The organism is Delftia sp. RIT313 (assembly GCF_000632165.1).
In the GTDB taxonomy this organism is placed as follows: Bacteria; Pseudomonadota; Gammaproteobacteria; order Burkholderiales; family Burkholderiaceae_C; genus Comamonas; species Comamonas acidovorans.
The window spans coordinates 63,070-86,405 of sequence record NZ_JFYT01000062.1 but is presented as its reverse complement, the minus strand read 5'-3'; the positions used below and the strand labels follow the sequence as shown (position 1 = coordinate 86,405).

The 23,336-nt window shown below is 67.0% G+C and carries 24 protein-coding genes and 1 tRNA gene; 11 read left to right on the top strand and 14 right to left on the bottom strand.

The window, feature by feature from the left end:
- The first annotated feature begins 298 nt into the window (after window positions 1-298).
- The 3 genes from BW39_RS19425 (at window position 299) to BW39_RS19415 (ending at window position 1,433) form a co-directional block, all read left to right on the top strand.
- Window positions 299-862: a tetratricopeptide repeat protein gene (locus BW39_RS19425; RefSeq protein ID WP_043823741.1), complete on the top strand. Its 564-nt coding sequence runs from the start codon at window positions 299-301 to the stop codon at window positions 860-862.
- A gap of 12 nt (window positions 863-874) precedes the next feature.
- Window positions 875-1,297, top strand: a complete 423-nt coding sequence (locus BW39_RS29885) for a hypothetical protein (RefSeq protein ID WP_052155394.1) — start codon at window positions 875-877, stop codon at window positions 1,295-1,297.
- 59 nt (window positions 1,298-1,356) lie between these two features.
- Window positions 1,357-1,433 (top strand) — tRNA-Gln (locus BW39_RS19415).
- 46 nt (window positions 1,434-1,479) lie between these two features.
- On the opposite strand, the gene BW39_RS19410 is transcribed toward BW39_RS19415, so the two are convergent.
- Complete coding sequence (locus BW39_RS19410; protein ID WP_043823740.1) at window positions 1,480-2,466, bottom strand: NAD-dependent epimerase/dehydratase family protein; 987 nt, start codon at window positions 2,464-2,466, stop codon at window positions 1,480-1,482.
- 101 nt (window positions 2,467-2,567) lie between these two features.
- Between BW39_RS19410 and BW39_RS19405 the strand changes: the two genes are divergently transcribed.
- Window positions 2,568-3,461 carry a LysR family transcriptional regulator gene (locus tag BW39_RS19405; protein WP_013803834.1) on the top strand — a complete coding sequence of 298 codons (894 nt, stop codon included), beginning with the start codon at window positions 2,568-2,570 and terminating at the stop codon, window positions 3,459-3,461.
- Between the two features lie 19 nt (window positions 3,462-3,480).
- On the opposite strand, the gene BW39_RS19400 is transcribed toward BW39_RS19405, so the two are convergent.
- From BW39_RS19400 to xsc, 4 genes are all read right to left on the bottom strand, one after another.
- The gene (locus BW39_RS19400; protein ID WP_235264244.1) at window positions 3,481-3,690 is read right to left on the bottom strand and encodes a hypothetical protein; all 210 of its coding nucleotides are present in this window, start codon (window positions 3,688-3,690) and stop codon (window positions 3,481-3,483) included.
- 242 nt (window positions 3,691-3,932) lie between these two features.
- Window positions 3,933-4,979: a YeiH family protein gene (locus tag BW39_RS19395; RefSeq protein ID WP_043823738.1), complete on the bottom strand. Its 1,047-nt coding sequence runs from the start codon at window positions 4,977-4,979 to the stop codon at window positions 3,933-3,935.
- Window positions 4,976-5,950, bottom strand: coding sequence for a bifunctional enoyl-CoA hydratase/phosphate acetyltransferase (locus BW39_RS19390; protein ID WP_043823737.1), 975 nt, complete (start codon window positions 5,948-5,950; stop codon window positions 4,976-4,978). Before BW39_RS19390 ends, BW39_RS19395 begins: the two co-directional genes overlap by 4 nt.
- A 212-nt stretch (window positions 5,951-6,162) precedes the next feature.
- On the bottom strand, window positions 6,163-7,974 hold the full coding sequence (gene xsc / locus BW39_RS19385; RefSeq protein WP_034390943.1) for a sulfoacetaldehyde acetyltransferase: 1,812 nt from the start codon (window positions 7,972-7,974) through the stop codon (window positions 6,163-6,165).
- Window positions 7,975-8,105: 131 nt separating this feature from the next.
- On the opposite strand from xsc, the gene BW39_RS19380 reads away from it, so the two are divergent.
- Genes BW39_RS19380 through BW39_RS19370 form a run of 3 tightly spaced genes read left to right on the top strand, consistent with a single transcriptional unit; the run spans window position 8,106 to window position 11,584 of the window.
- Window positions 8,106-8,933 carry an IclR family transcriptional regulator gene (locus BW39_RS19380; protein ID WP_012203918.1) on the top strand — a complete coding sequence of 276 codons (828 nt, stop codon included), beginning with the start codon at window positions 8,106-8,108 and terminating at the stop codon, window positions 8,931-8,933.
- The gene (locus BW39_RS19375) at window positions 8,926-9,903 is read left to right on the top strand and encodes an AAA family ATPase (RefSeq protein ID WP_013803829.1); all 978 of its coding nucleotides are present in this window, start codon (window positions 8,926-8,928) and stop codon (window positions 9,901-9,903) included. The genes BW39_RS19380 and BW39_RS19375 overlap by 8 nt, the downstream gene beginning before the upstream one ends.
- Window positions 9,893-11,584: a cobaltochelatase CobT-related protein gene (locus BW39_RS19370; RefSeq protein WP_043823736.1), complete on the top strand. Its 1,692-nt coding sequence runs from the start codon at window positions 9,893-9,895 to the stop codon at window positions 11,582-11,584. The genes BW39_RS19375 and BW39_RS19370 overlap by 11 nt, the downstream gene beginning before the upstream one ends.
- 58 nt (window positions 11,585-11,642) lie before the next feature.
- Here BW39_RS19370 and BW39_RS19365 read toward each other — a convergent pair whose 3' ends face one another.
- Complete coding sequence (locus tag BW39_RS19365) at window positions 11,643-12,407, bottom strand: alpha/beta fold hydrolase (protein WP_043823735.1); 765 nt, start codon at window positions 12,405-12,407, stop codon at window positions 11,643-11,645.
- A gap of 103 nt (window positions 12,408-12,510) precedes the next feature.
- Between BW39_RS19365 and BW39_RS19360 the strand changes: the two genes are divergently transcribed.
- The 4 genes from BW39_RS19360 (at window position 12,511) to BW39_RS19345 (ending at window position 17,687) form a co-directional block, all read left to right on the top strand.
- Window positions 12,511-12,879, top strand: a complete 369-nt coding sequence (locus tag BW39_RS19360) for a DUF2946 family protein (protein WP_043823734.1) — start codon at window positions 12,511-12,513, stop codon at window positions 12,877-12,879.
- 124 nt (window positions 12,880-13,003) lie between these two features.
- Window positions 13,004-13,669, top strand: coding sequence for an SCO family protein (locus BW39_RS19355; protein ID WP_043823733.1), 666 nt, complete (start codon window positions 13,004-13,006; stop codon window positions 13,667-13,669).
- The gene (locus tag BW39_RS19350) at window positions 13,666-15,708 is read left to right on the top strand and encodes a TonB-dependent receptor family protein (protein WP_043823732.1); all 2,043 of its coding nucleotides are present in this window, start codon (window positions 13,666-13,668) and stop codon (window positions 15,706-15,708) included. Before BW39_RS19355 ends, BW39_RS19350 begins: the two co-directional genes overlap by 4 nt.
- Before the next feature lie 140 nt (window positions 15,709-15,848).
- Entirely contained in the window at window positions 15,849-17,687 is a 1,839-nt protein-coding gene (locus tag BW39_RS19345) for a sensor domain-containing diguanylate cyclase (protein ID WP_043823731.1), read from the top strand.
- A gap of 181 nt (window positions 17,688-17,868) precedes the next feature.
- On the opposite strand, the gene BW39_RS32045 is transcribed toward BW39_RS19345, so the two are convergent.
- From BW39_RS32045 to BW39_RS19305, 8 genes are all read right to left on the bottom strand, one after another.
- Complete coding sequence (locus tag BW39_RS32045; protein ID WP_235264243.1) at window positions 17,869-18,465, bottom strand: hypothetical protein; 597 nt, start codon at window positions 18,463-18,465, stop codon at window positions 17,869-17,871.
- Between the two features lie 349 nt (window positions 18,466-18,814).
- A complete protein-coding gene (locus BW39_RS19335; RefSeq protein ID WP_043823730.1) occupies window positions 18,815-19,582 on the bottom strand; it encodes a hypothetical protein in 768 nt (255 codons plus the stop codon).
- Window positions 19,583-19,604: 22 nt separating this feature from the next.
- Window positions 19,605-20,132, bottom strand: coding sequence for a low molecular weight protein-tyrosine-phosphatase (locus BW39_RS19330; protein ID WP_442854786.1), 528 nt, complete (start codon window positions 20,130-20,132; stop codon window positions 19,605-19,607).
- Between the two features lie 24 nt (window positions 20,133-20,156).
- Window positions 20,157-21,227, bottom strand: a complete 1,071-nt coding sequence (locus BW39_RS19325) for a tyrosine-type recombinase/integrase (protein WP_081816259.1) — start codon at window positions 21,225-21,227, stop codon at window positions 20,157-20,159.
- Between the two features lies 1 nt (window position 21,228).
- Window positions 21,229-21,438: an excisionase gene (locus tag BW39_RS19320; RefSeq protein ID WP_043823728.1), complete on the bottom strand. Its 210-nt coding sequence runs from the start codon at window positions 21,436-21,438 to the stop codon at window positions 21,229-21,231.
- Window positions 21,439-21,496: 58 nt separating this feature from the next.
- Window positions 21,497-21,889: a hypothetical protein gene (locus tag BW39_RS19315; protein WP_043823727.1), complete on the bottom strand. Its 393-nt coding sequence runs from the start codon at window positions 21,887-21,889 to the stop codon at window positions 21,497-21,499.
- Between the two features lie 53 nt (window positions 21,890-21,942).
- Window positions 21,943-22,869 carry a recombination-associated protein RdgC gene (locus tag BW39_RS19310; RefSeq protein WP_043823726.1) on the bottom strand — a complete coding sequence of 309 codons (927 nt, stop codon included), beginning with the start codon at window positions 22,867-22,869 and terminating at the stop codon, window positions 21,943-21,945.
- A 45-nt stretch (window positions 22,870-22,914) separates the two neighbouring features.
- On the bottom strand, window positions 22,915-23,331 hold the full coding sequence (locus tag BW39_RS19305) for a hypothetical protein (protein WP_043823725.1): 417 nt from the start codon (window positions 23,329-23,331) through the stop codon (window positions 22,915-22,917).
- Between the last annotated feature and the right edge of the window lie 5 nt (window positions 23,332-23,336).

The window sequence follows — 23,336 nt, the reverse complement described above, 5'->3', positions numbered from 1 at the left end:
GATCGATGTGCATGGAGGGCCGCGAGGAAGGAGGCGGAGGATTCCGCAGGTTTCGGGGCCCATTCAGGCAATGCATCCGGACTTTGTTCGGTTTGTTGAGCAAGACCCTTCGGTTCGATGGGGATTTCTGCGGCGAAAGGGTGTCAAGACGGCAAAAGACCGGGCGATAGAATCCCTGCGAACTGGCCGGGTTTGCTCAACGGATGTCCGCAGGAGTGGATAAAGGGGTGGAGGGCGCAATAGCCGTCCATTCCAAGTCGTTCTGCCGCCAATCCCTGGCACTCCCTGGTGCTCCCATATGTCCCAATCAGACAATCTTTCTTCTCGCTCCACCCTGGACCAGGCTCTCGAGGCAAGCGCCCAGGGAGACAGCACGGTCGCCACCGAGCTGTTCCTGCAGGCAATTGCCGAGCAGCCCGATTCGGGCGCCGCGCATTTCTTGCTGGGTTCCGAATTCGCTGCCTTGGGTGACATTGGCCGTGCGGAACATCACATTTCCACGGCACTGCTGCTGAGCCCGCAATGGCATGTGGCGCGTTACCAGCTGGGGCTGCTGCAGTTCAGCGATGGCCGCGTGCCTGCCGCGCTGCTGACATGGCAGCCACTTGCCGAGTTGCCCGACAGCAGCCCGTTGCCCCATTGGGTGCAGGGGTTCGTGGCGCTGGCGCGCGATGATTTTGATGGGGCTCGGCCATTGTTTGTGGCTGGCCTGGAGCGCAACACGGACAATCCCGCGATGTCGGCAGATATACAGAGAGTGCTGGCGGCGATGCCTTCGCCCGAGACATCTGCCCCGCCTGCGGACGACGGTGTGGCCCATGTACTGCTCTCCAACTACCAGCAGTCGGGGCCGGCGCATTGATGAAGGTCCCGCATGACTCGCATTGATGGAGCCTCAGGCATTGCCGCGCTGATCCGGGCCCAGGCTCTGGAACAGGCGCGGCTGCGGCAGGCGCAAGGTCAGGGCGAGCAGGCCCGCTCTGCCGGTGGCCCTGCGAAGGAGGGCTCGGGCGACGCCCGCGTGCTGGCACCTTTGCTGCGGCGTCTGAAGGGCATGGATGCCGCAGATCCCGACAGGCGGCGCAAGGCTTTTCGCATGTTCATGGAAGCCACGCTGGTGCGTGAACTGGGTGACGCACTGCAGGCTGATCCGCAGTTCCCGGCCCTTGTGGACCAGGTGCTGCAGCGTATGGAAGACGATCCAGAACTGCAGGAAGCTTCTCTGGAGGCGGCAGATCATCTGCTTGAAGAGGCCGCACGCTGGAGTGATGCAGGCCCCGATGCCTCGCCGCGTTGAAAGAATCTGAGGCGTTTTCTTTTTGCGACCAAAAAAACGTATTAGAATTTAGGTCTTCTAGGGGAGTCGCCAAGTTGGTAAAGGCACCGGATTTTGATTCCGGCATGCGAGGGTTCGAGTCCTTCCTCCCCTGCCAGATAGACAAAAGCCCTGACAGTTCTGCTGTCAGGGCTTTTTTGTTTTCAGGCCGTGGCCTGCTGCGGGCTGGAGTTCACAGCTGAACCCGCGCCCGCCCTGGCGGCATCCAGCGTGGCGCGTATGCCCTGGGCGTAGGGGGTCTTGGCGATGGGGCCCAGCAGGGTGTGCAGGGCCGAGTCGTCCATGATCAGAGGATCGGTCAGCAGGTAGTGCATCTCTGCCAGTTCGCGCATCAAGGGGCTGAACAGGCCGGCCAGGCGCAGCGCGGTCTTGCCTGCAACGCGCAGTTTCAACGGCCTGCCGCTCAGGCGTTCGATCTCCGAGACGATATCGCGCTGCGTGGTCGCCCCCGCGCCAGCCAGGTGCCAGACCCTGCCGAATGCCTGCGGCGTGTCGATGAGGCGCACCACGACGGGGCCCACATCAGGCACATAGACAAACTCGTGCGGCCGGTCCAGCGGGCCGATCATGTCGGCCCGGCCGCCGTGGGCCGCCGCCTCGAAGGCGCCGTGCAGCAGGCTGTTGTGCACTCCGGGACCGTAGAAGTCGGGCAGGCGCAGCACGGTGGCCTCGATGCGGCCCTGTGCATGGGCTTGCAGCAGCAGGTCCTCCTGGGCTTTGCGCATGCGACCCTTGAAGGTATGGGGCTCGCGCGGATGGTCTTCCGCCACGGGCAGGGTGCGGGCCTTTCCGTAGGGATAGACGGTGCCGATCAGCACGATGCGGCGCACGCCCGCGGCAATGGCGCCTTCCAGCGTCTTGCGCATCAGCTCGGGATGCAATTGAAACTGCCAGTAGTTCACGCCCACCAGGTAGACCAGCGTGTCCACGCCGTGGGCGGCAGCCTCGATGGAGCCGGCGACATCCGGGTTCCAGGTGGCGATCTCGGCCAGGGGATCGGCGCCGAAGGTCTGGCGCAGGCTGGCTGCGTTGCGGCCGACCACGCGATAGGCGCGGCCCTGTTGTCTGAGCGCGGCGGCCAGGCTCTGGCCGATGGCGCCTGCGGCGCCGAAAAGTGCAATGGATGGCATGGTGCGGGTCCTGTGGTGACCACGCCAGTGTCCGCAACACGCTGCAAAAGGAAAATTGCCTAGAATCTTCTGGTGTCCATGCATAAATGAATGGATCAGTGATGTCGGAACCCCATTGGGAGTGGTATCGCAGCTTTTTGCAGGTGCTGGAGTCCGGGTCGCTGTCAGCGGCGGGCCGGGCCATGGGCTTGGCACAGCCAACCGTGGGCCGGCACATCGACGGGCTGGAGTCGGCGCTGGGCCTGCAACTGTTCACCCGTTCGTCCGATGGCTTCGCACCCACCGAGGCGGCCTATGAATTGCAGCCCTATGCGGCCAGCATGGCCGCGACGGCTGCCGCGCTGCGCCGCGTGGCGGCCAGCCATGGCGCGGGCGTGCGCGGCACGGTGCGCCTGACGGCCAGCGAGGTCGTGGGCGTGGAGCTGCTGCCGCCCGTGCTGGCGCAATTGCGCGCGGCCCATCCTGAACTGCGCATCGAACTGGTGCTGTCCAACGCGGTCGATGACCTGCTGCGCCGCGAGGCCGATGTGGCCGTGCGCATGTTCCGGCCGCAGCAGGAGGCGCTGGTGGCCCGCCATATCGGCGCCATCGAACTGGGGCTGCATGCCCATGAGAGCTATCTGGCCAGGCATGGGGTGCCGGCTTCGCTGCAGGAGCTGGCCGGGCACTCGCTGATCGGCTTCGACCATGAGAACGCCTTCATCCGCAGGTTTCAGCAGCAGTTTCCGATGTTCACGCGCGAGGCCATGGCGCTGAGCTCGGACAGCGACCTGGCACAGCTGGGCGCCATCCGCGCTGGCTTTGGCATCGGCATCTGCCAGTCGGCGCTGGCGGCCAGGGACCCGGGCCTGGTGCGGGTGCTGCCGCAGGCATTCTCATGGAAGCTCGATACCTGGGTGGCCATGCATGAGGACCTGCGCAAGAGCGAGCGCTGCGCCGTTGTGTTCAAGGCGGTCGCGCAGGCGCTGACGGCCTATGCCAGCAGCGGTGCCTGAAGACCCGGGCGCCTGTGTTTCATTGGGCGTGCAGCAGGCAGCAGCGCGCGAGATGGCGCAGCATGGATTTCTTGCGCTGGGATGCAACAAACGCCTGGCAGTTGTGGGCGATGTAGCCCGCCATGACCCCGGTCAGGCCGGCGATGGCCCACAGCGGGATGGGCACCAGGGAGTCCAGCAGCACGGCGCAGCCGGCCAGCAGCAGCAGGCACGGAAGCAGCCGCAGCAAGGCAGCTTGCAGGGGTTGTTGCCTGCGCAGGAGGGCGAGGACCTGGATGGCAGTGCGTCTGCGGAATCTGCCGGCTTGCTTGCGAAGAACGTTCACGGCTCGTGTCGGGCGTTGATGTGCGTCAAAAAATTGTGTGCAAATGTATCAACTCAATGCGCGAACATCAAATGCGCCGGCGCCATGAGAAATGAAAAGGGCCCGCGCATGGCGGGCCCTGGAAAACTGCCGTATTGCGCCTGGGCTCACCGCATCTCGAACTCGATGGCGATCAGCACGAAGGCCGCCATCCACAGCGTCTCCACCACCAGCAGTGCAAAAGGCCGCCAGCCGGCCTGCGCCAGTTGCTGGAACGAAGTCTTCAGGCCCAGGGCCGCAATGGCCAGCACCAGGCAGTTGCGCGACAGGTCGCTCAATTGGTGCTGCAGGCCCGGCGGCACCCAGCCCAGCGAGTTGATGGTCACCAGCGCGACGAACACCCACAGGAACCAGGGCACCAGGCCCGGCTTCTTGCCGTGGTGCTGCTCGGCCGCAGCCTCGCGCTGGCGCTTGAACAGGGCCGAGACCATGACCACCACCACGGCCAGCATGGACACGCGGAACAGCTTGACGATGGTGGCGTAGTCGCCCGTGGCCTGGTCGATGGTGTAGCCCGCGCCCACCACCTGGGCCACATCGTGGATGGTGCCGCCGATGAACAGGCCCGCCAGCTCGGGCGGCAGATGCAGGGCGCGCGCCACCAGCGGGTACAGCACCATGGCGGCCGTGGACAGCACGGTGACCGTGACCACCACGGTCAGCGTGAAGCGGTCGCTGTCCTTGTCGCGCGGCAGCACCGAGGAGATGGCCAGCGCGGCCGAGGCGCCGCAGATGGCCACCGCGCCGCCCGACAGCACGCCCTGCGGCCGCGTCAGGCCCAGGCGCCGGCCCAGCAGCGTGCCGCACAGCAGCGTGGTGACCACGGCGGCGATGACGATCAGCGCCGTGGTCCAGCCCAGGCCCGCGATCTGCGTGGCCGTGATGCGCGCGCCCAGCAGGCCCACGCCCAGGCGCAGCACGCCGCGTGCGCAGAACTCGATGCCGGGCTTGGCGCGCGCGTCCTGGCTCAGGAAGTGGAAGGCCACGCCGAAGAACAGCGCGAACAGCAGCTGCGGCCCGCCATGCAGCGTGGAGACGAAGGTGGCTGCCAGCGCAATCACGCCCGACAGGCCTGTGCCGGGCAGGAGCTTCAACCATTGCAGCATGCGCGGCACGGGCGGCTGTGCTGCCAACGGGGCTTGAACCTGGCTCATGGCTGCTCCTTGCCGCCCGCCGCATCGGCCAGCACGGACAGCGCGCAGGACGCGATGCGGCTGGCCACCGAGTCCGAACGGCTGGTCAGCACGATGGGCACGCGCATGCCCAGCACCAGGCCCGCGCATTCGGCATCGGCCATGTAGACCAGCTGCTTGTAGATCATGTTGCCGGCCTCCAGGCTGGGCACCAGCAGCACGTCGGGCTGGCCGGCCACATCAGAGACGATGCCCTTGTGGTGCGCCGAGCGCAGCGAGATGGCGTTGTCATAGGCCAGCGGCCCGTCAAGGATGGCGCCGCTGATCTGCCCCCGGTCGGCCATCTTGCACAGCGCGGCCGCGTCGATGGTGCCGGGAATGGCGGGGTTGACGGTCTCCACCGCCGAGAGCACGGCCACGCGCGGCCGGGCAATGCCGATGGCACGGGCCAGGTCGATGGCGTTCTGCGCAATGTCGCGCTTGTCCATCAGCGTGGGGAAGATGTTGACCACGCAGTCGGTCATCAGCAGCGGGCGCTCGAAGCCCGGCAGGTCCATCACGAACACATGGCTGGCGCGGCGGCTGCCGCGCAGGCCGGCCTCGCGCGCCACGGCAGCGCCCAGCAACTCGTCGCTGTGCAGGCTGCCCTTCATCAGCGCGCGGGCCTGGCCGCTGCCGCACAGCGCCGCCGCCTGGGCCGCCGCCGCACGTGGATCGTCGGCTGTGGAGTGGATGGACGCGCCCGCCAAGTCCAGCCCGGCCGCCTGGGCCGCCGCCCGGATGCGTGCCTCGGGGCCCACCAGCAGCGGCGTGATCAGGCCCGCCTGCGCGGCCTGCATGGCGGCCTGCAGCGAGCCCGCATCACAGGGATAGGCCACGGCCACCGGGATGGGGCCTTGCGCCTTGGCCTGGTCGAGCAAGTGCTGGAGATGGGGGCGGTGCGTGGCGGGCGCATCGTCGGCGGCCACGGCAAGTGAAAGTGGGGGGACCATGAAAGCTCCTGCGGGAAAGTACAGGGCCCGGCGCGAGCAACGCAGGGAATCTGGGAATCGGCTTTCGAGGGCCTTGCGCTTCACCCAGGCGCATGAAACCGGCGCGGCCCATCCCAGGGACACCGAGGAAGGGCCGCCCCGCACCGAGGGTGTCGTCCCCCTCCCCCGCGCAGCGGGTAGAGAGGGGGAAGGCGCGTCAGCGCCTCAGGGGGTTAGACAAAGTCCTTGTACTTTTCGAGGAAGCGCACAGGCTTGGCCAGCGCATCGCGGCGGAACGGGTCGCCCAGTTCGCGCGTGCACATCACCTCGATCACGCAGGTCTTGCCGTGGTTCATCTGCAGGTCGATGGCCTTTTGCAGCGCCGGGCCCACGTCCTCGATCTGGTCGACCACGATGCTCTCGGCACCCATGGCGCTGGCAATGGCCGCGAAGCTCTCGCTTTCCAGCTCGCCGGCCACGAAGCGGCGGTTGTAGAAGTCCACCTGGTTCTTCTTCTCGGCGCCCCACTGGCGGTTGTGGAAGACCACGGCCGTGACGGGAATGTCATGGCGCACGGCGGTCATGATCTCCACCATGCTCATGCCCCAGGCGCCGTCGCCGGCGTAGGCGATGGCCGGACGGTCGGGCGCCGCGCACTTGGCACCGATGATGGTGGGCAGGGCATAGCCGCAGTTGCCGAAGCTCATGGGCGCGAAGAAGCTGCGCGGCTCGTCGAAGCGCAGGTAGCTGTTGGCCACGGAGTTGATGTTGCCGATGTCGGTGGAGACCATCACGCGCGGCGGCATGGCCTTTTCCAGCTCGCGCAGCACCTGGCGCGGGTGCAGGTACTTGCCGCCCGTGGGCGTGCGCTCGCCCTTGGCCTCTTCGATCATGTCCAGGCTGTAGGGGTCGCGCTCATGCGTCCACTCGTCCAGCTCCTTCTCCCAGGCCGCCTTTTCGGTGGCGATGGTGTCGGCGCGCGCGGCCTTGGTGGCGTCGCAGGCCAGGGTCTGGCCCTGCAGGCGGCGGCCCAGCTCGCGTGCCACGGCCTTGGCGTCGCCGTGGATGCCCACCGAGATCTTCTTGACCAGACCCAGGTTGGTGTGGTCGGCCTCGACCTGGATGATCTTGGCGTTCTTGGGCCAGTAGTCCATGCCGTGCTGGGGCAGGGTGCCGAAGGGGCCCATGCGCGAGCCCAGCGCGATCACCACGTCGGCCTGGGCGATGAGCTTCATCGCGGCCTTGGAGCCCTGGTAGCCCAGCGGGCCGGCCCACAGCGGGTGCTTGGCGGGGAAGGCGTCATTGCGCAGGTAGCCCGTGACCACGGGTGCGCCCAGGCGCTCGGCCAACTGCCTGCATTCCTCGACCGCATCGCCCATGACCACGCCGCCGCCGGCCAGGATCACGGGGAACTTGGCCGTGGCCAGCAGTTCCGTGGCGGCCTGCAGGCTGTTTTCGCCGCCCGAGCCGCGCTCCACGCGCATGGGCTTGGGGATTTCGCACTGCACTTCGCCGTAGAAATAGTCGCGCGGGATGTTCAGCTGGGTGGGACCCATCTCGGAGATGGCGCGGTCAAAGCAGCGGGCCGTGAACTCGGCCATGCGCTTGGGGTTGCAGACATGGCCCTGGTACTTGGTGAACTCCTGGAACATGGGCAGCTGGTTGGCTTCCTGGAAGCCTCCCAGGCCCATGCCCATGGTGCCGGTCTCGGGCGTGATCATGACCACGGGGCTGTGGGCCCAGTAGGCGGCGGCGATGGCGGTCACGCAGTTGCTGATGCCGGGGCCGTTCTGGCCGATCACCACGCCGTGGCGGCCCGAGACGCGCGCATAGCCGTCGGCCATGTGGGCCGCGCCCTGCTCATGCACCACGGGGATCAGGCGGATGCCGGCGGGCGCGAAGATGTCCATGGCATCCATGAAGGCCGAGCCCATGATGCCGAACATCTCCGTGACGCCGTTGGCCACGCAGGTCTCCACAAAGGCTTCGGAAGGGGTCATCTTCTGGACGCCTTCGACCACCGTACGATTGTTGGCTGCAGTCATGTTGTCTCCTTGAAAATGGAACTTAATGTTCCGAAAAAAGAAATTACGGCGCAAGTCTAGGGCTGACTTCGCCTGGATGTCAAACAAATTTCTTTTTTCGGAACAAATTGACTCGAAAAATTGAAAAACATATGATGACCAACACCATGAACACCCGTGACCCCATCCCTGCCCGTATTGATGGCGACACGCCCAACCTGCGGCTGTTCGCCCTGCTGGAGGCCATTGCCCAGAAGAACGAGCCCTTCACGCTGCAGACCATGGTCGAGGAGACAGGCCTGCCCAAGCCCACCATGCACCGCATGCTTCAGCAGCTCGAAGGCGCGGGCATCCTGCAGCGCGAGGGCAATGGCCGGCACTACGGCACGGGCCGGCGCCTGATGCGGCTGGCCGAGAGCGTGCTGCTCAACAACACCACGCATGGCGCACGCCATGCGGTGCTGGCCCAGCTGGTGCGCGATATCGGCGAGAGCTGCAACATCACCGCCTTCTCGGGCAGCGAGGTGCTCTACCTGGACCGCGTGGAAACGCCCGCGCCGCTGCGCTTTTATCTGCACCCGGGCTCGCGCGTGCCGGCCCATTGCTCGGCCACGGGCAAGCTGTTCCTGAGCCAGATGGCGCCCGCGCAGCGCAGGCGGCTGCTGTCGGCCGTGCCGCTGGAAGGCTTCACGGCCAACACGCTGACGGCCTTTGACGCGCTGGACGCCGAACTGGACCAGGTGCGCGCCCAGGGCCATGCCTTCGACAACGAGGAGTTCCTTCCCGGCCTGCTGTGCCTGGGCGTGCTCGTGCCCTCCATCCAGGGCGGCCCCTCGAACATGGGGCTGGCCGTGCAGGCGCCCATCATGCGTTTCACGCGCGAGCGGGCGCTGTCCTTTCTTCCCCAACTGCGCGCGGCGGCCGAGGCGATTGCGCGCATCAACGACGAAGTCCCCCCGGGAGCCCCTGACGATGACTGAGCTGACCCTGATGCATCCCACGCGCACGCTTGGCGTGCGCGAGACCTTCGGCCTGGACACCGACATGCAGGTGCCGGCCTTTGCCGAGCGCAGCGAGCATGTGCCGGCCGTGGACCCGGCCTACCGCTTCAACCCGCAGGCCACGCTGGCCATCCTGGCCGGCTTTGCGCACAACCGGCGCGTGGTCATCCAGGGGCTGCACGGCACGGGCAAGTCCACCCATATCGAGCAGGTGGCGGCGCGGCTGAACTGGCCCTGCGTGCGCGTCAACCTCGACGGGCACATCAGCCGGCTGGACCTGGTGGGCAAGGACGCCATCGTGCTGCAGGAGGGCCGCCAGGTCACGCAGTTCCAGGAAGGCATCCTGCCCTGGGCGCTGCAGCGGCCCGTGGCCCTGGTCTTCGATGAATACGACGCGGGCCGGCCCGACGTGATGTTCGTCATCCAGCGTGTGCTCGAACGCGAGGGCAGCTTCACCCTGCTGGACCAAAAGCGCGTGCTCCAGCCGCATGCGCAGTTCCGCCTCTTCGCCACCATGAACACCCTGGGCCAGGGCAACCTCAGCGGCCTGTACCACGGCACGCAGATGCTCAACCACGCCCAGCTCGACCGCTGGAACCTCGTCACCAGCCTGGACTACCTGGCACCGGCCGAGGAAGCCGCCATCGTGCTGGCGCGCGTGCCGCAGTTGGCCACGCCGCAGGGGCGCGAGCAGGTGGCCGCCATGGTGGCGCTGGCCGCGCTCACGCGCAAGGGCTTTGCGGTGGGCGACCTGTCGCTGCTGATGTCGCCGCGCACCGTCATCACCTGGGCCGAGAACGCGCAGATCTTCCACGACCTGCGGCTGGCCTTCGAGCTGTCCTTCCTCAACAAGTGCGAGCCGGCCGAGCGGGCCATCGTGGCCGAGTACTTCCAGCGCTGCTTCGGCCAGGAACTGGCGCTGCGCGACGAGCCCGCCCATGCCTGCTGAGGCATCCCCCTCGCTGGCGCGCATGGAGGCCTGGGGCGGCGCGCTGCTGCGCGCCATGGCGGGCGATGCCTCGCTGCAATGGAGCGGGCAGACGCTGTACCGGGGCACGGCGCCCGTGGCGCTGGCAGCGGCCCACCAATCCGATGTGCCGGCCCGATTGGCCGACCAGCGCGGCCTGCTCGACGGCGCCAGTTTGCGCCTGCGGCTGAGCGATGCCGGCCTGCACGCGCGCCACCTGCCCGGCGACCCGGTGGAGCGGCTGGTGTTCGAACTGCTGGAGCAGTTGCGCGTGGAAAGCCTGGCGCCCGAGGAATGGCCGGGCGCACGTGCCAACCTGCATGCGCGCTTTGTGCACTGGAGCCAGGCCTTTGCCGATTCGGGCCTGACCGAAAGCAGCCTGGGCATCCTGCTGTTCACCGTGGCGCTGACCGCCTGGAGCCGCCTGAGCGGCCATGAGCCGCCCGATGCCCTGGCCGACCTGGCCGAGGCCACGCGCGCCGGCCTGTCGGCCCAACTGGGCGCGCAGTGGGCCCTGCTGCGCCGCCGCCGGCAGGACCAGCAGGCCTTCATTGCGCCGGCCCTGGCCATCAGCCGCTGGGTGGGCCAGACCGTGCGGTCAGCCCAGGAAGAGGCGCCGCGCGGCGCTGGCGGGCCGCGCCGGCGCGGCAGCTTCGCGCTGCCGCTGCACTTTGAATCGCAAAGCCTGGATGCGCCGCCCGTGGCGCTCAGCGGCGACAGCCGCGCCTGGGCCGGCTCGGCCCACAGCTACCGCGTGTTCACGCGCGCCTATGACCGCGAGGCGCAGGCGGCCGAGCTGATCCGCGCAGCGCAACTGGCCGAGTTCCGCGAACAGATGGATGAGGAACTGGCGCGCAGCGGATTGCACGCGGGCCGGCTGGCCCGCCACCTGCAGCAGCGCCTGGCCGTGCCGCGCCACGACGGCTGGCAGTTCGGCCTGGAGGATGGACACCTGGATGCAAGCCGGCTGGCGCAACTGGTCAGCGATCCGCAGCAGCGCGCCATCTTCAGGAACGAGCTGCCGCGCCCCGTCAGCGATGCGGCCGTGGCCATCTTGCTGGACTGCTCGGGCTCGATGAAGGCGCATGCGCGCCCGCTGTCCCTGCTGGTGGACCTGCTGGGCCGCGCGCTGTCCATGGCCGGCGTGCCGGTGGACGTGCTGGGCTTTTCCACCCAGGCCTGGAACGGCGGCCGCGCCCGCCGCGACTGGCAGCGCGCGGGCCAGCCCCACATCCCCGGCCGGCTCAACGAGCGGCTGCACATCGTCTTCAAGGATGCCGCCAAACCCTGGCGCCACGCCCGCCACGGCATTGCCGCGCTGCGCAGGCCCGACCTGTTTCGCGAGGGCGTGGACGGCGAGGCCGTGGAATGGGCCTGCGAGCGGCTGCTGGCGCGGCCCGCGCAGCGCCGCATCCTGCTCGTCATCTCGGACGGCTGCCCCATGGACACGGCCACGCACCAGGCCAACGACGAGCACTACCTGGACCAGCACCTGCGCCAGGTCATCGCCCGGCACGAGCGCGCGGGCGACGTGCAGATCCGCGCGCTGGGCGTGGGGCTGGACCTGGGCGTGTTCTACCGGCGCAGGCTGGCGGTGGACCTGCGCGAGCAGATCGATGAAGCCCTGCTGATGGACGTGGCGGAGTTGATCTGCCGGCCGTGATGCCCTCCGCGATAGCGACTTCGCTCAGTCCCCGTCCCGCCCGGGTGGAACTGCAGATCTAGCGGACCAGCGCGACAAAGTCGCTCACCAACCGCGCAAACTCCACGGGCATTTCCACGGCACTCAAATGCGCGGCGGGCAGCGACACCAGCTGCGCGCCCGGAATCTGCGCCTGCATGTCCTCGGACAGGGCAGGCGGCGTGGCCTCATCGCGACTGCCCGCAATGAGCAGTGCGGGGCAGGCGATGCGCCGGTTGCTCTCGCGAAAATCGATGCCGCCCACGGCCGCACAGGCGGCCGCATAGGGCTTGGCCGCCAAAGCCTCCAGCCCTGCGCGCAAGGAGGCCACGCGGGCCGCCTGCCCGGTGCGGAACTCGGGGGTGAACCAGCGCTGCATGGCGCCGTCGGCAATCACCGCCACGCCCTGGTCGTGCACGGTGGCAATGCGCGCCTGCCAGCCTGCGCGCGCGGCCTCGTCGTAGTAGCTGGCCGAATTGGCGATGGTGATGCTGCGCACCAGCGCCGGATGGCGCACGGCCAGGGCCTGGGCCGTCATGCCGCCCATGGACAGGCCCACGAAGTGCACCGGCCCCTGGCCCAGCGCCTCGATCACGCCGGCTGCGTCGTCTGCCAGGTCGTTCATGTCGAAGGCCTCGCCGATGGCGGGCGAGCGGCCGTGGCCCCGGTGGTCGTAGCGCACCACGGTGAAGCGGTCTTCCAGCGCCTGGGCAACGCCGTCCCACATCTGGAGGTCACAACCGAGCGCGTGGCTCAGAACGAGGGCCGGGCCTTGGCCCTGCTGCACAACATGGAGTTTCGACATGGCGGTCACTGCTTGGGGAAAAGGCGATTATGGGATGGCCCATGCGGGCAGGTGGCTACGGATACCACGCATATCCGGCATCTCAGCCCCATAATCCCCAGCCATGCACGCCCTGCGCAACTCCGTCTCGTTGGCCCGCCTGGTCATGGCGTGGTTCGCGTTGACGCTGGGCCTGGCCATTGCATCGCCCCTGGTGCACCCGCAGGCCATGGAGCTGGTCTGCACGGCTGGCGGCAGCGTCAAGCTGGTCGTGGTCAACGGTGAAGAAGGGCAGGCGGTGTCTGCCCAGCATTCGCTGGACTGCCCGCTGTGCCTGGCGGTGACGCCGCCGCCCGCGCATGTCTCCCCCCCCTGGGCGCAACCGCAGCCGCTGGGCCGCGCGCTGCAGCCCATCGTCTCTGCCCGCATTGCCTCCCTGGTCGGCGCGCCGCTGCCGCCGCGCGGGCCTCCCATGCTGCTGCTGATCGCCTGAGCCCTCGGCTGCTGTGCAGCGCTGTCCCGCGCTGTCTGGCCGCTGGCCTGTCTCAGAACATTGCCGCACCGGCCGGGCGCAGCCTTGGCGGTGCGGCTTCGCCAAGATTCCACGCAGGGAAGCCATGTTCCGTTCCGATTGCCATGCGGCGCCGCAGCGCGCCGCCGATTTTTCTTCGACCCTCCCATCCGTTGCTTGCGTTGCCCTGTCTCGCCGCGCCTGCCTTGGCGGCGGCCTGGCCGCACTGGCGCTGCTGGCCGGCTGCAAGCCCGCCACCGTGCCGTTCAAGGGCATAGACCTGACCGGCGCGCAGTACGGCCGGGACTTCCGCCTGCGCGATGCCGATGGGCGCGAGCGCACGCTGGCCGACTTCAAGGGCCTGGCCCTGATGGTCTTTTTCGGCTTCACCCAATGCCCCGATGTCTGCCCCACGGCGCTGACGCGCGCGCTGGAAATACGCGAGCTTCTGGGCGCCGATGGCGCCCGCCTGGCCGTGGCCTTCATCACCATCGATCCCGAGCGCGATACGGCCCAGGTGCTCAAGGCCTATGTGGGCGCCTTCGACCCCGGCTTTGTCGCGCTGCGCGGCGACGAGGCGCAGACGGCCGAGGTCGCCAGGGAATTCAAGGTCTTCTACAAGAAGGTGCCCACGGGTGCGTCCTACACCATGGACCACTCGGCCATCACCTATGTCTTCGATCCCGAGGGCCGGCTGCGCGTGGCGTTCCGCCATGAGCAGGACGCGCAGGACTGCGCGGCCGATCTGCGCCAGATCCTGGGGGCTGCATGAAGAGCTTTGCACTTTCTCTGGCCGGCGCCGCAGGCCTTTGCGCCGCATCCTCCGCCCTGGCCCAGGCAGAACCTGTTCTTGCGGATGTGGAGGTGCGCGCCCGCGGCGCCGCCGCCACGCCCGAGGCCCGCGCCGCCCAGGCCGTGCAGGCTGCGCGCGATGAACTGTCGCAGCGCGCAGGCGGCACGGCCGTCATCGATGCAGCCAGCTACGCGGCCGGGCGTGCCAGCACCGCCGCCGATGCACTGGCCTACGCGCCCGGCGTGCTCGCACAGACGCGCCACGGCCCCGAGACGCGGCTGTCCATCCGGGGCTCGGGCGTGCAGCGCGGCTATCTGATGCGCGGCATACAGCTGTACCAGGACGGCATACCGCTGAACCAGGCCGATGGCGCGGCGGACTTCCAGTCCATCGACCCCATGGCGGCCCAGCATGTCGAGGTCTGGCGTGGCGCCAATGCGCTGGAGTACGGCGCCAGCAGCCTGGGCGGCGCGATCAACTTTGTCTCGCCGACCGGGTTGACGGCACCTGCCGCATCGCTGCGGCTGCAGGCCGGATCGTTCGGCCAGCGGCAGGCCCAGGCCCAGCTGGCGGGTCGTGGCGAGCGGGTGGATGGCCTTCTGAACATCGGCCGCAGCGAGCAGGACGGCTGGCGCGAACAGTCGGCCTGGCGCACGCAGCGCCTGTCCGGCAATGTGGGCCTGCAGCTCACCGATACGCTGGAGCTGCGCGCCTTCCTGTCCCATGTGGATGCCGACATGCAAATGCCCGGAAGCCTCACGCGCGCGGCCATGCTGGCCAATCCGCGCCAGGCCGCGCCCGGCTATGTGGCGCAGGACGCCGGCAACAACTACCGCCAGACGCGCGGCGCCCTGCGCATGGACTGGCAGCCGCGCGAAGGCCTGCGCTGGACCACCTCGCTGTTCGCCGCGCAGCGCGACCGCTTCCACCCCATGACCATGGGCATCGTCCAGCAGGACATGCGCGACACGGGCCTGGACTCGCGCCTGGTGGCCAAGCTGGGGCAGGGCGGCGGCCTCACGCGCAGGCTGGTGCTGGGCTTTTCCAGCGCGCAGCTCGATGGCGATGAATGGCGCTACACCAATGCGGGCGGCGCGGCCGGTGCGTCCACGGGGCGCACGCGCGTGAAGGCGCAGCAGGATGTGGTCTATGGCGAATACAGCCATGGCCTGAGCACCCGCTGGACGCTGCAGGCCGGCCTGCAGTTCGTGCGCGCCCAGCGCCGCCAGGACAATCTGCTGGCGCCCGCCTCCAGCTACGACGTGGATTTCAGCCACACCTCGCCCAAGCTGGGCCTGCTGTTCGCGGCCACGCCCACGTCGCAGTGGTACGCCAACATCAGCGGCAGCTTCGAGGCTCCGCCCATTGGCGAGCTGGTCTACCAGCCTTCGCTGCCGCTGGGGCGCGCGCAAAGCGCAACCACGGTGGAGGCCGGCTGGCGCGGCCACGGCGAGGCCCTGGCCTGGGACGCCGCCATCTACCACTCGCGCGTGCGCCGCGAACTGCTGGCGCTGACCGACGCCAGCGGCGCGGCCCTGGGCACCACCAATGCCGACCGCACCATCCACCAGGGGCTGGAGCTGTCCATGCAGGCACGGCTTGCGCCGCGCTGGTCGCTGCGCACCCAGTACCTCTACAGCGACCTGCGCTTTGACAACGACGCCGTCTACGGCCGCCGCCGCCTGGCCGGCATTCCACCGCACCTGTTGCGGGCCGAGCTGCAGTGGAGGGCCACGCAGCAGGTCACGGTCGCGCCCGGCCTGGAGTGGCTGCCCTCGCGCACCTGGGTGGACCATGCCAACACCGTGGCCTCCGATGGCTATGCGCTGCTCAACCTGCGCTTGAGCGGGGCGCTGGGCGATGGCTGGAGCTGGTTCGTCGAAGGCCGCAACCTGACCGACCGGCGCTATGCCGCGACCACGGCCGTACAGGCCAATGTGCGCGGCGTGGACGGTGCCTATTACTTTCCCGGAGATGGCCGGGCCGTGTACGCGGGCCTGAGCTGGCGCATGCCCTGAGGGGGGCCGGGCGCAGCGCCGAAAGGCGCCGCTGCCATGGCGTGCGACCTGGCATGGAGTGCTCCTGCCTTGTGCTAAAAATGGGCCGGTCCATCCACCCCGATGCCCATCCAGCAAGTAGGAAAGGGACACCCGGCGCCATGAAGAGGCTTCTTTCCGACAAGGTGCTCCTGCGCCTGGTGCTCGGCAACCTGCTGGTGGCCGGCCTGCTGGGCCTGGCCACCTGGTTGAGCCTGCGCGCCAACCACCAGGCCGACCTGGACCTGGGCGTGGCCGTCACCCGGAACCAGGCCCGCAGCCTGAGCCTGGAGCTGAACGCCGAGATGCGGCTGGTGGACAACGCCCTGGCCACCGTCGCGGGCCGCTACCGCAGCCGGAGTCTGGAAGGCGCGGACGTGGCGGCGCTGGCCCTCTATGAAATCCTGCAGGAACAGCGCGCCCTCGTTCCCTTCGTCACGGCGCTGCGCGTCACCGACGCCAATGGCCAGGTCCTGCAGAGTGCGAACGAGGAGGAGCCGGCATTTTCCGTGGCCGAGCGAGGCTACTTCGACCGGGCGCGCAACACCGACCGCATGGTGGTCTCCGACCCGCTGGTCAGCCACTCCTTCAAGAAATGGGCCATCGTGCTGGCGCGGCGGCTGCAATCCGGCGACGGGGATTTCCAGGGCATCGTCTACGCGGTCGTCGCAGCCGAGCATTTCCAGTCGCTGTTCCGCCGCCAGGCCTTCGGGCCCGACAGCGCCATTGCGCTGCGTTCGGACAAGGATCTGCTGGTGGCCCGCTACGCGGCCGGCGATCCCCAGCCCATGGCCGGCATCGGCGGCTCGGAAGTCTCGGGCGAGTACCACCGGGCCCTGGCCGATGACCGGGAGCTTGGCTGGTACATCACGCCCACGCTGCTCGATGGCGTGGAGCGCATCACGGCCTACCAGCGCCTGGCCGGCTATCCGCTGACCGTCTTCACCGGCCTGGGCACGGAAAGCTACCTGGCGGGGTGGCGTGCATCGACCTGGCGTGCCTGGGCGCTCACGGGCCTGAGCATCGCGCTGATCGCGCTGGGCTCGGTCAGCCTCTACCTGCTGCAGCAGCGCGAACGCGTGGCGCGCATCCGGCTCGCCGAGCTGCTGCGCCAGCAGGAACTGTTCATGGACAACGACCTCATCGGCATCGCCCGCCTGCGCGAGCGCCGGCTGCTGTGGACCAACCAGGCCCTGCAGCGCATGCTCAAGCGCCCGGCCGGCGAGCTGCTGGACCACTCGGCGCGCATCCTCTACCCGGACGAGGAAACCTACGAACGCTCCGGCGAACTGGCCTATGGCGCACTGCGCTCCAGCGGCAAATGCCACGCCCAGATGCAGCTGCAGACCAGCGATGGCAGCCTGCTCTGGGTCGATGTCAGCGGCGCAGGCCTGGCCGATGGCGAATCGATATGGGTCTTCGTGGACATCGACGCCCTCAAGCGCGGCGAGCAGGCGGCCCAGCACCAGGCATTGCACGACGTGCTGACCGGCCTGGCCAACCGCCGCGCGCTGCAGGCGCGGCTGCAGCGCGCGCTGGCCCAGGCCAGCGGCCCCGGCCAGCTGGCCGTCTGCTTCATGGACCTGGACGGCTTCAAGCAAGTCAACGACACCGAAGGCCACGACGCCGGCGATGAAGTGCTGCGCATCATCGCCCGCCGCCTCACCACCCAGGCCCGCGAAACCGACTGCGTCGCCCGCCTGGGCGGAGACGAATTCGTGCTGCTGCTGGACGAACTGGCCTCGGCCGACGACGCCCTGCAGATCATGCAGCGCTGCCTGGCCTCCATTCGCCAGCCCATCCGCCTGCACAGCGGCGCCACCGTGCAGGTCGGCGCCAGCATGGGCATCGCCCTCAATGCCTCCCGGGAAGATGCCACCCAGCTTCTGCAGCGCGCCGACGAGGCCATGTACGCGGCCAAGCGTGCGGGCAAGGGGCGGATTGTGGTGGCGGGCGGGTAGGGATTTTGGGGCTATGCCGCCGTTGTGATCGGGGCAGTTGCCGGGGCAGGTGGGGCCGTGGGCTCAACAAGGCAAGACCTTGAGTGCCGAACCAAAAGTCACCGCCGGGCCGGTCACCAAAGGCCGGGCGGCAGACCCGGCCTTTTCTTTCCTTGCATTCGTTTTTCAGCGCTCTGCCTTTTCAATCCATATCCGGATCCTCGTCGCAGCCCGAGCCATTGACGGAGCACATGGAACCTATCTTGATTTTCCGCATGGGCTGCTTGGCCAGCCTTTCACAGCGCGACATTTGCTCGGCATACATATCGTCCATGTGCGTGCCGTCAATCATGATCACCCCATTGCGAATGATGGGCTTTGCCTGACCATCGGCAAGGGCGAAGGCCATTTTCCTGAGAAGAAAACCGGCATGGTGGCAAGGGCCCAGGGTCATGGCAATCCTGGTCATTTCAGGATCAGGAACCCGATTTTTGGCCTGCGTCAGGCTGTCCATCTTTTCCATGAAAGCCCCGTCGTTCTGCGCGATCTGCCCCACCAGCTTGGTCATGCCCGCCTGATTGCGCTTTTTCACAAGATCCGCGATCTGGTCCTCCAGGCGTCTTGCCGCAGCGGCATCACCGAATGCAGCCAGAGAGGCAGATAGTGCATCGTTCTCGGCCGCCGATACTCCGTTCGGCACACACAGTACAGCGCTCGCAGCGAGCAAGGCAGCCATGATCCGGCGAGTCCGGATTGCGCCTTGCGGCCGCAGGCGTCCTCCCAATGCAATGGTGTTCATGTTCTTTGAAGATGGATTGAAATGAAAAATCTCCATTGCACAGGTGCAGTGGAGAAGAAGGGCTTGGGCGGGAATGGCCAAGCCGCCGAACTCTATCTCAATATGCGAATGGATAGCCAGGCATCTGCCAGTCAATTGCTTTGTCGCACCACCAGCTCATAACCCAGATCCAGGCTTGGCGATTCCCCGGCCTCTGCGCGCATCCATTGCAGCAGCATGCGCGCACATTCGGTGCCGACGCGGCCAAGCGAGCGGGCAGGGGTGGATTGTGGTGGCGGGTGGGTAGGGCTATGGAGGCCGTGCCGCTGCTGTGATCGGGGCAGTTACCGGGCCAAGGTGGGCCTTGGGCTCAACAAGGCAAGACCTCGAATGCCGAACCAAAAGACGACGCAAGGCCGTTGATGGCCCGTGTGCACAGGCGTGCCCGGTTGAGTGCGATGTCGCACAGCAGTGCGATGGCAAAGGCCAGATAGGCCATGTAGGCCAGGCCGATGTAACTGCCAAACACAATGGTGTGCAGCCAGTCCTGTGCGAACAGATACAGCATGGCAGTCACCGCCGAGGCGGTCACCAGCACGATGGCGGGCAGTGCCAGCTGCAGCCCCGCCCGCCTGCGTCGCGCCGTCACGCCGGTCAGGGCCAGAAACACCAGCGCATTGGACGCAGTGAAGATCCTTAACTCCCGCAGCAGGCTGGCCGTGGTCTGGTGGTAGGCCGACTCGATGAATTCCACCAGCCGGGCGCGCATCTGGATCAGCGATGCCAGCTGGGTGGCTTGGCGCTGCTGCGTGTAGACGGCATTGCGCTTGCGGCATTCGCAGTCAGCACGGCGCATGTCGGTCATGACCGAGGCCACCTTGTCGGGAATGCCGGCCTCGATCTCGCGCCGCACTGCGGCGATCTCGCTATCTGTCCTGCCCAGCGCCTTCTGGGCCAGGCCCGCCATGCGCGAGCCTGTCAGCGTATCCAGCTGGGTGCCCAGCCTGCGCTCGATCTCGATGCGGATGATCTCCTTGCCCAGGCTCTCGACCAGCAATGGCGAGGAAAACGACAGGGCGAAGGCTGCGCCGAACACAAGCGTGCCCAGGATGCCGAAGCAAAGAATGAGGGTTCGCATGCGCAAGCGGTGCCGTGACTTGTCAACCCTTGCGCGGCGCCATGCCCAGCGTGGCCAGCAGCCCCGCGCAGGCGTCTTCCACCAGGTCCAGCACGTCCTCGAAACCCCGGTCGCCGCCGTAGTAGGGGTCGGGCACTTCGCGCGCGGAGTGCTCGGTGCAGAAGTCCGTCAGCCGCTGTACGCGGTGCCATTCGGACTCGGGGCAGATCCTGCGCGCTGCAGATTCGTTGGCGCCATCCATCACCAGCACCTGGTCGAATGCCGTGAAGTCCTCGGCCCGCAGCTGCCGCGCGCGCTGCTGCGAGAGGTCATAGCCGCGCCGTGCGGCATGGGCCTGGGAGCGGTGGTCGGGTGCCTCGCCCACGTGGTAGCCGTGCGTGCCTGCAGAGTCCACTTCGATGCGGCCCGCCAGGCCCGCGTCGGCCACCATTTTCTCGAGCACGCCGTGGGCCGTGGGGCTGCGGCAGATGTTGCCGGTGCAGACCATGAGGATTCTTTTCCTCTTTGTAGAATGGCATGTGTTACCTAATTGTTCCCTAATTTGTTCCATATCCCATCCTGTGGATAACATGCACTACGACACCTTCACGCGCACTGGCTCGATGCCTCGCGGGTCGGCGTAAATCGCGGCAGCGCTCTCCGATTTGTGGCCTAGAAGTGCCTTGGTGTCCACGTTGCCCTGGGCCATGTATGTTCGCTTGGACAGGGAGCGTATCTCATGGAACGTGGGGGCATTCTCTCTCGTGATCCCCGCGAGGTCGCGCGCTTCTGTGAAGGCCTTGCTGATGCGGTCCACGAATACTGCGCTTCCAGCCTCAACGCCGGCTCGATAGGTCTTGCGGTGATGCACCACATACTTGCTGACCACGTTTGACCGGCATGCAGACAACGCATCCAGAAGCGTCATTCCCATCGCATCCATACGCAGTGACAGCGGTATCTCCAGCCAAATTCCTGTCTTCGCGCGATTGATCGTCAGAAACTCCTTGCCAATGGCTTTCCGTTCCAGTTTGGACACGGTGTCTCGGTCCATGCCAGAGATCAAGGCCACCAGCATCGCGCCCGGCAGCCATGGCGCGATCTCTGGAGCCTTATCGAGAATCATGCGGAACTGGTCAAGCGTGAGGCGGCTGCGGGATGTCTTGGCCACCGGCTTGGAGATTGGATCCACAGGGTTCTCATCCATCCACCCGAGCGCTCGCCCTCGGCTGCAGACGGCATGCAGCCTAGATCGCAGCGCTTGAGCTGATCTCTTCCTGCCGGCATCTGCCTCGTCCTCGATGAACTTCGCGCAGTGAGCCACCGAAAGGCCGCCGCATGCAATCTGCCCAAGGCCTTCGCGGATCTTCTTGTCGAGAGAGCGGTTGCTTTTTGCCGTGTTGTAGACAGGGCTGGCTGGCATCTTGTCGAGCAAGTCGGCAATCGTGTTGTCCTTGCCCTGGATGCGATCCAGCAACGCGGGCTTGTCAGACAGCACGAATGCAAGCGCTTCGTTCGCCTCGCGTTTGGCCTGGGCAATTGAGACGCGGCCGATTGCCAGATCCTTGCCTGTTGCGGGGTTGCGCCAGGTGAAGTATCCGGGCCGCGGCTCGCGTAGTCCTGCAGGCCAGTCCCTGCGAGATCTGTCCCTTGGCCTTGCTGCCATGTCATGCCGCCTTTCTTACGCGATCCAGTAGTGTCTGCCGCTGGTTGTGGTCGATGGGGCGCGCGTCTTCCTGCACGTAGTAGAACTTCCCCACCTTGACCGGCCTAGGCTCGATCTTCCCATCACGCACCAGACGGCGCAGCGTCCAAAGGCTGGGCACAGGGTCAAAGTGACGCGCAGCCCAATCCAGAAGTTTCACTCGTTTGCTCATTTTGTCCTCACTGAGAATGCGCGGCCCGTTGGCTGTTGGTGCTGATCGCGCGGGGGTGCTACTTGATGATGTTGGCCAGCTCGCGCAGGAGCCAGACCTTTGGCGCGAACCAGACCAGGGCCGCCAGGCGTGTTGCGGTCACGAACGCGATCACGGAATAGATGCCAAGGCCGGTGGCCACGACCCCGGTCAGCAGCGATAGGAAGGCGCGGTGCGCCTTGAAGTCGAGCGCGATGCCCGAGTGCACCAGCAAATGCTTGATGAGCCACGCCGCGACCAGCAGGCCCGCAGTGGGCATGATGATGTCGATGATGGCCTGCGCGCGGCCGTAGGCGATGTACTGCTGCGCCACGCTTGGCAAGCGGTCGAGCCAGAAATCCCCTGTGGATGAGGCCTGGCCGTGGATCGCCGCGATGATTTGGGCGAGCTGTCGCTGAAGTTCTTCCTTCATCTGGTTCTCCAAAAAGAAAGCCCCTCGGCGAGGGGCTGTGTTTTGCGATTGGTTCAGGTTTCGAGCGATGCTGGAAGCTTCTGGTCCAGGCCCGTGCGACCCTCCCCGCCCAGCGCCTCAGTCAGGTTGGGGATGAGCTTCGACAGCTCGCCCGTCGTGATTGCCACATCGGCATCGAAACCGCCATCGCCCTGCGACTGACCCACCATCACCGCATCCAGCATTGCCACCTTGCGCAGTTGCAGGCCCTCGGTCAGCACGAAGCTCACGCGGCCATCCCAGGTCAGCGCCAGGCGGGTGGGCAGCTTGCCGTGCTCGATGTGCTGGCGGACCTCGGCGATATCCAGCGGATGCCGGCCGTAGCGCACGACGGCCTTGGAGTCGTCCGCTGCCTTGAGCTCGCACTCGCGGTCGATGGAGAAGCCTGCGGGCGGCTCTTGCGTGGTCAGCCAGTGCGCCATCGCGGCCTGGGCGCTGGTCTGCGTGTCCAGCAGGGCCAGCGCAAAGCCGGTCAGGCCCTCGACCAGCGCGCTGACCACCTCATCGGCGCGCGCCTGGCTGCCGGTGTCCAGCACCAGGATGCGGGCCTTGGGGTCCAGCCAGACCCACATGGCCCCTTGCTTGGTGAAGGCCATGGGCAGCAGGTCCAGCTTGGCCTCGTCCTTGAGGTCCTTCTTTTCCTTCTTGCCGGGCTTGCGGCCTTCGGTGGCCTCGATGTGGGCAGCCTTCTCGTTGACGCGGCGGTTGAGCACGCTGGCCGGCATCATCTTGGCCTCGGTCATGAAGCGGAAGATCCACTGGCCGCCGATGTTTTCCGCGAGCGCGCCGTGCTCTTCGCCACGGGGAGGCCCCCAGCCGGCACTGCGCTCCTGAGTGGGGCCGCATTCAGCGAACGGAGACTTTGCAAGGGCCGCTTCCAGAGCGCCGAAGTCAGCGACCCAGGTGGCCGCGATACGGTAGATGATCAGATTTTTGAACATGTGGCTATCCAAAGAAAAAGCCCCGACTAGCGGGGCTGGGGTTGGTCAGGATGTGATTTGCTCCAGGGCCATTTCACCGAGCTTGCTCAGGGTGAGCGGCTTTCTCTGGATGGCGGCCTTCTTGTTCGGCGTGACAGTCATTTGGCTATCGATCACAGCTATCTCCCCTGTATCGGACCTGTCTTCGCCCACCCAATACAAATAGCCGTTGGCCTTGACCCCGATGGAATCGAGATGGCGAAGCAGCCACGTCATCCACTCGTCATAGCTGTAGAACTTCTCGCCCTCATCCCAGACGATGTACTGCAGGTCTTCTGATGGCACCCACTGGAGATAGCTGCTTGGCCGCTGTCCCTGGATCAGATCGGGGTCCTCGTTGAACTGCAGCAGAGTCTTGGCCTCTTGCATGGTCAGCGCGCGGCTGAGCGCCAGGGCGCCGGTGAATCGTGTCGTGTATCCCATGTCAT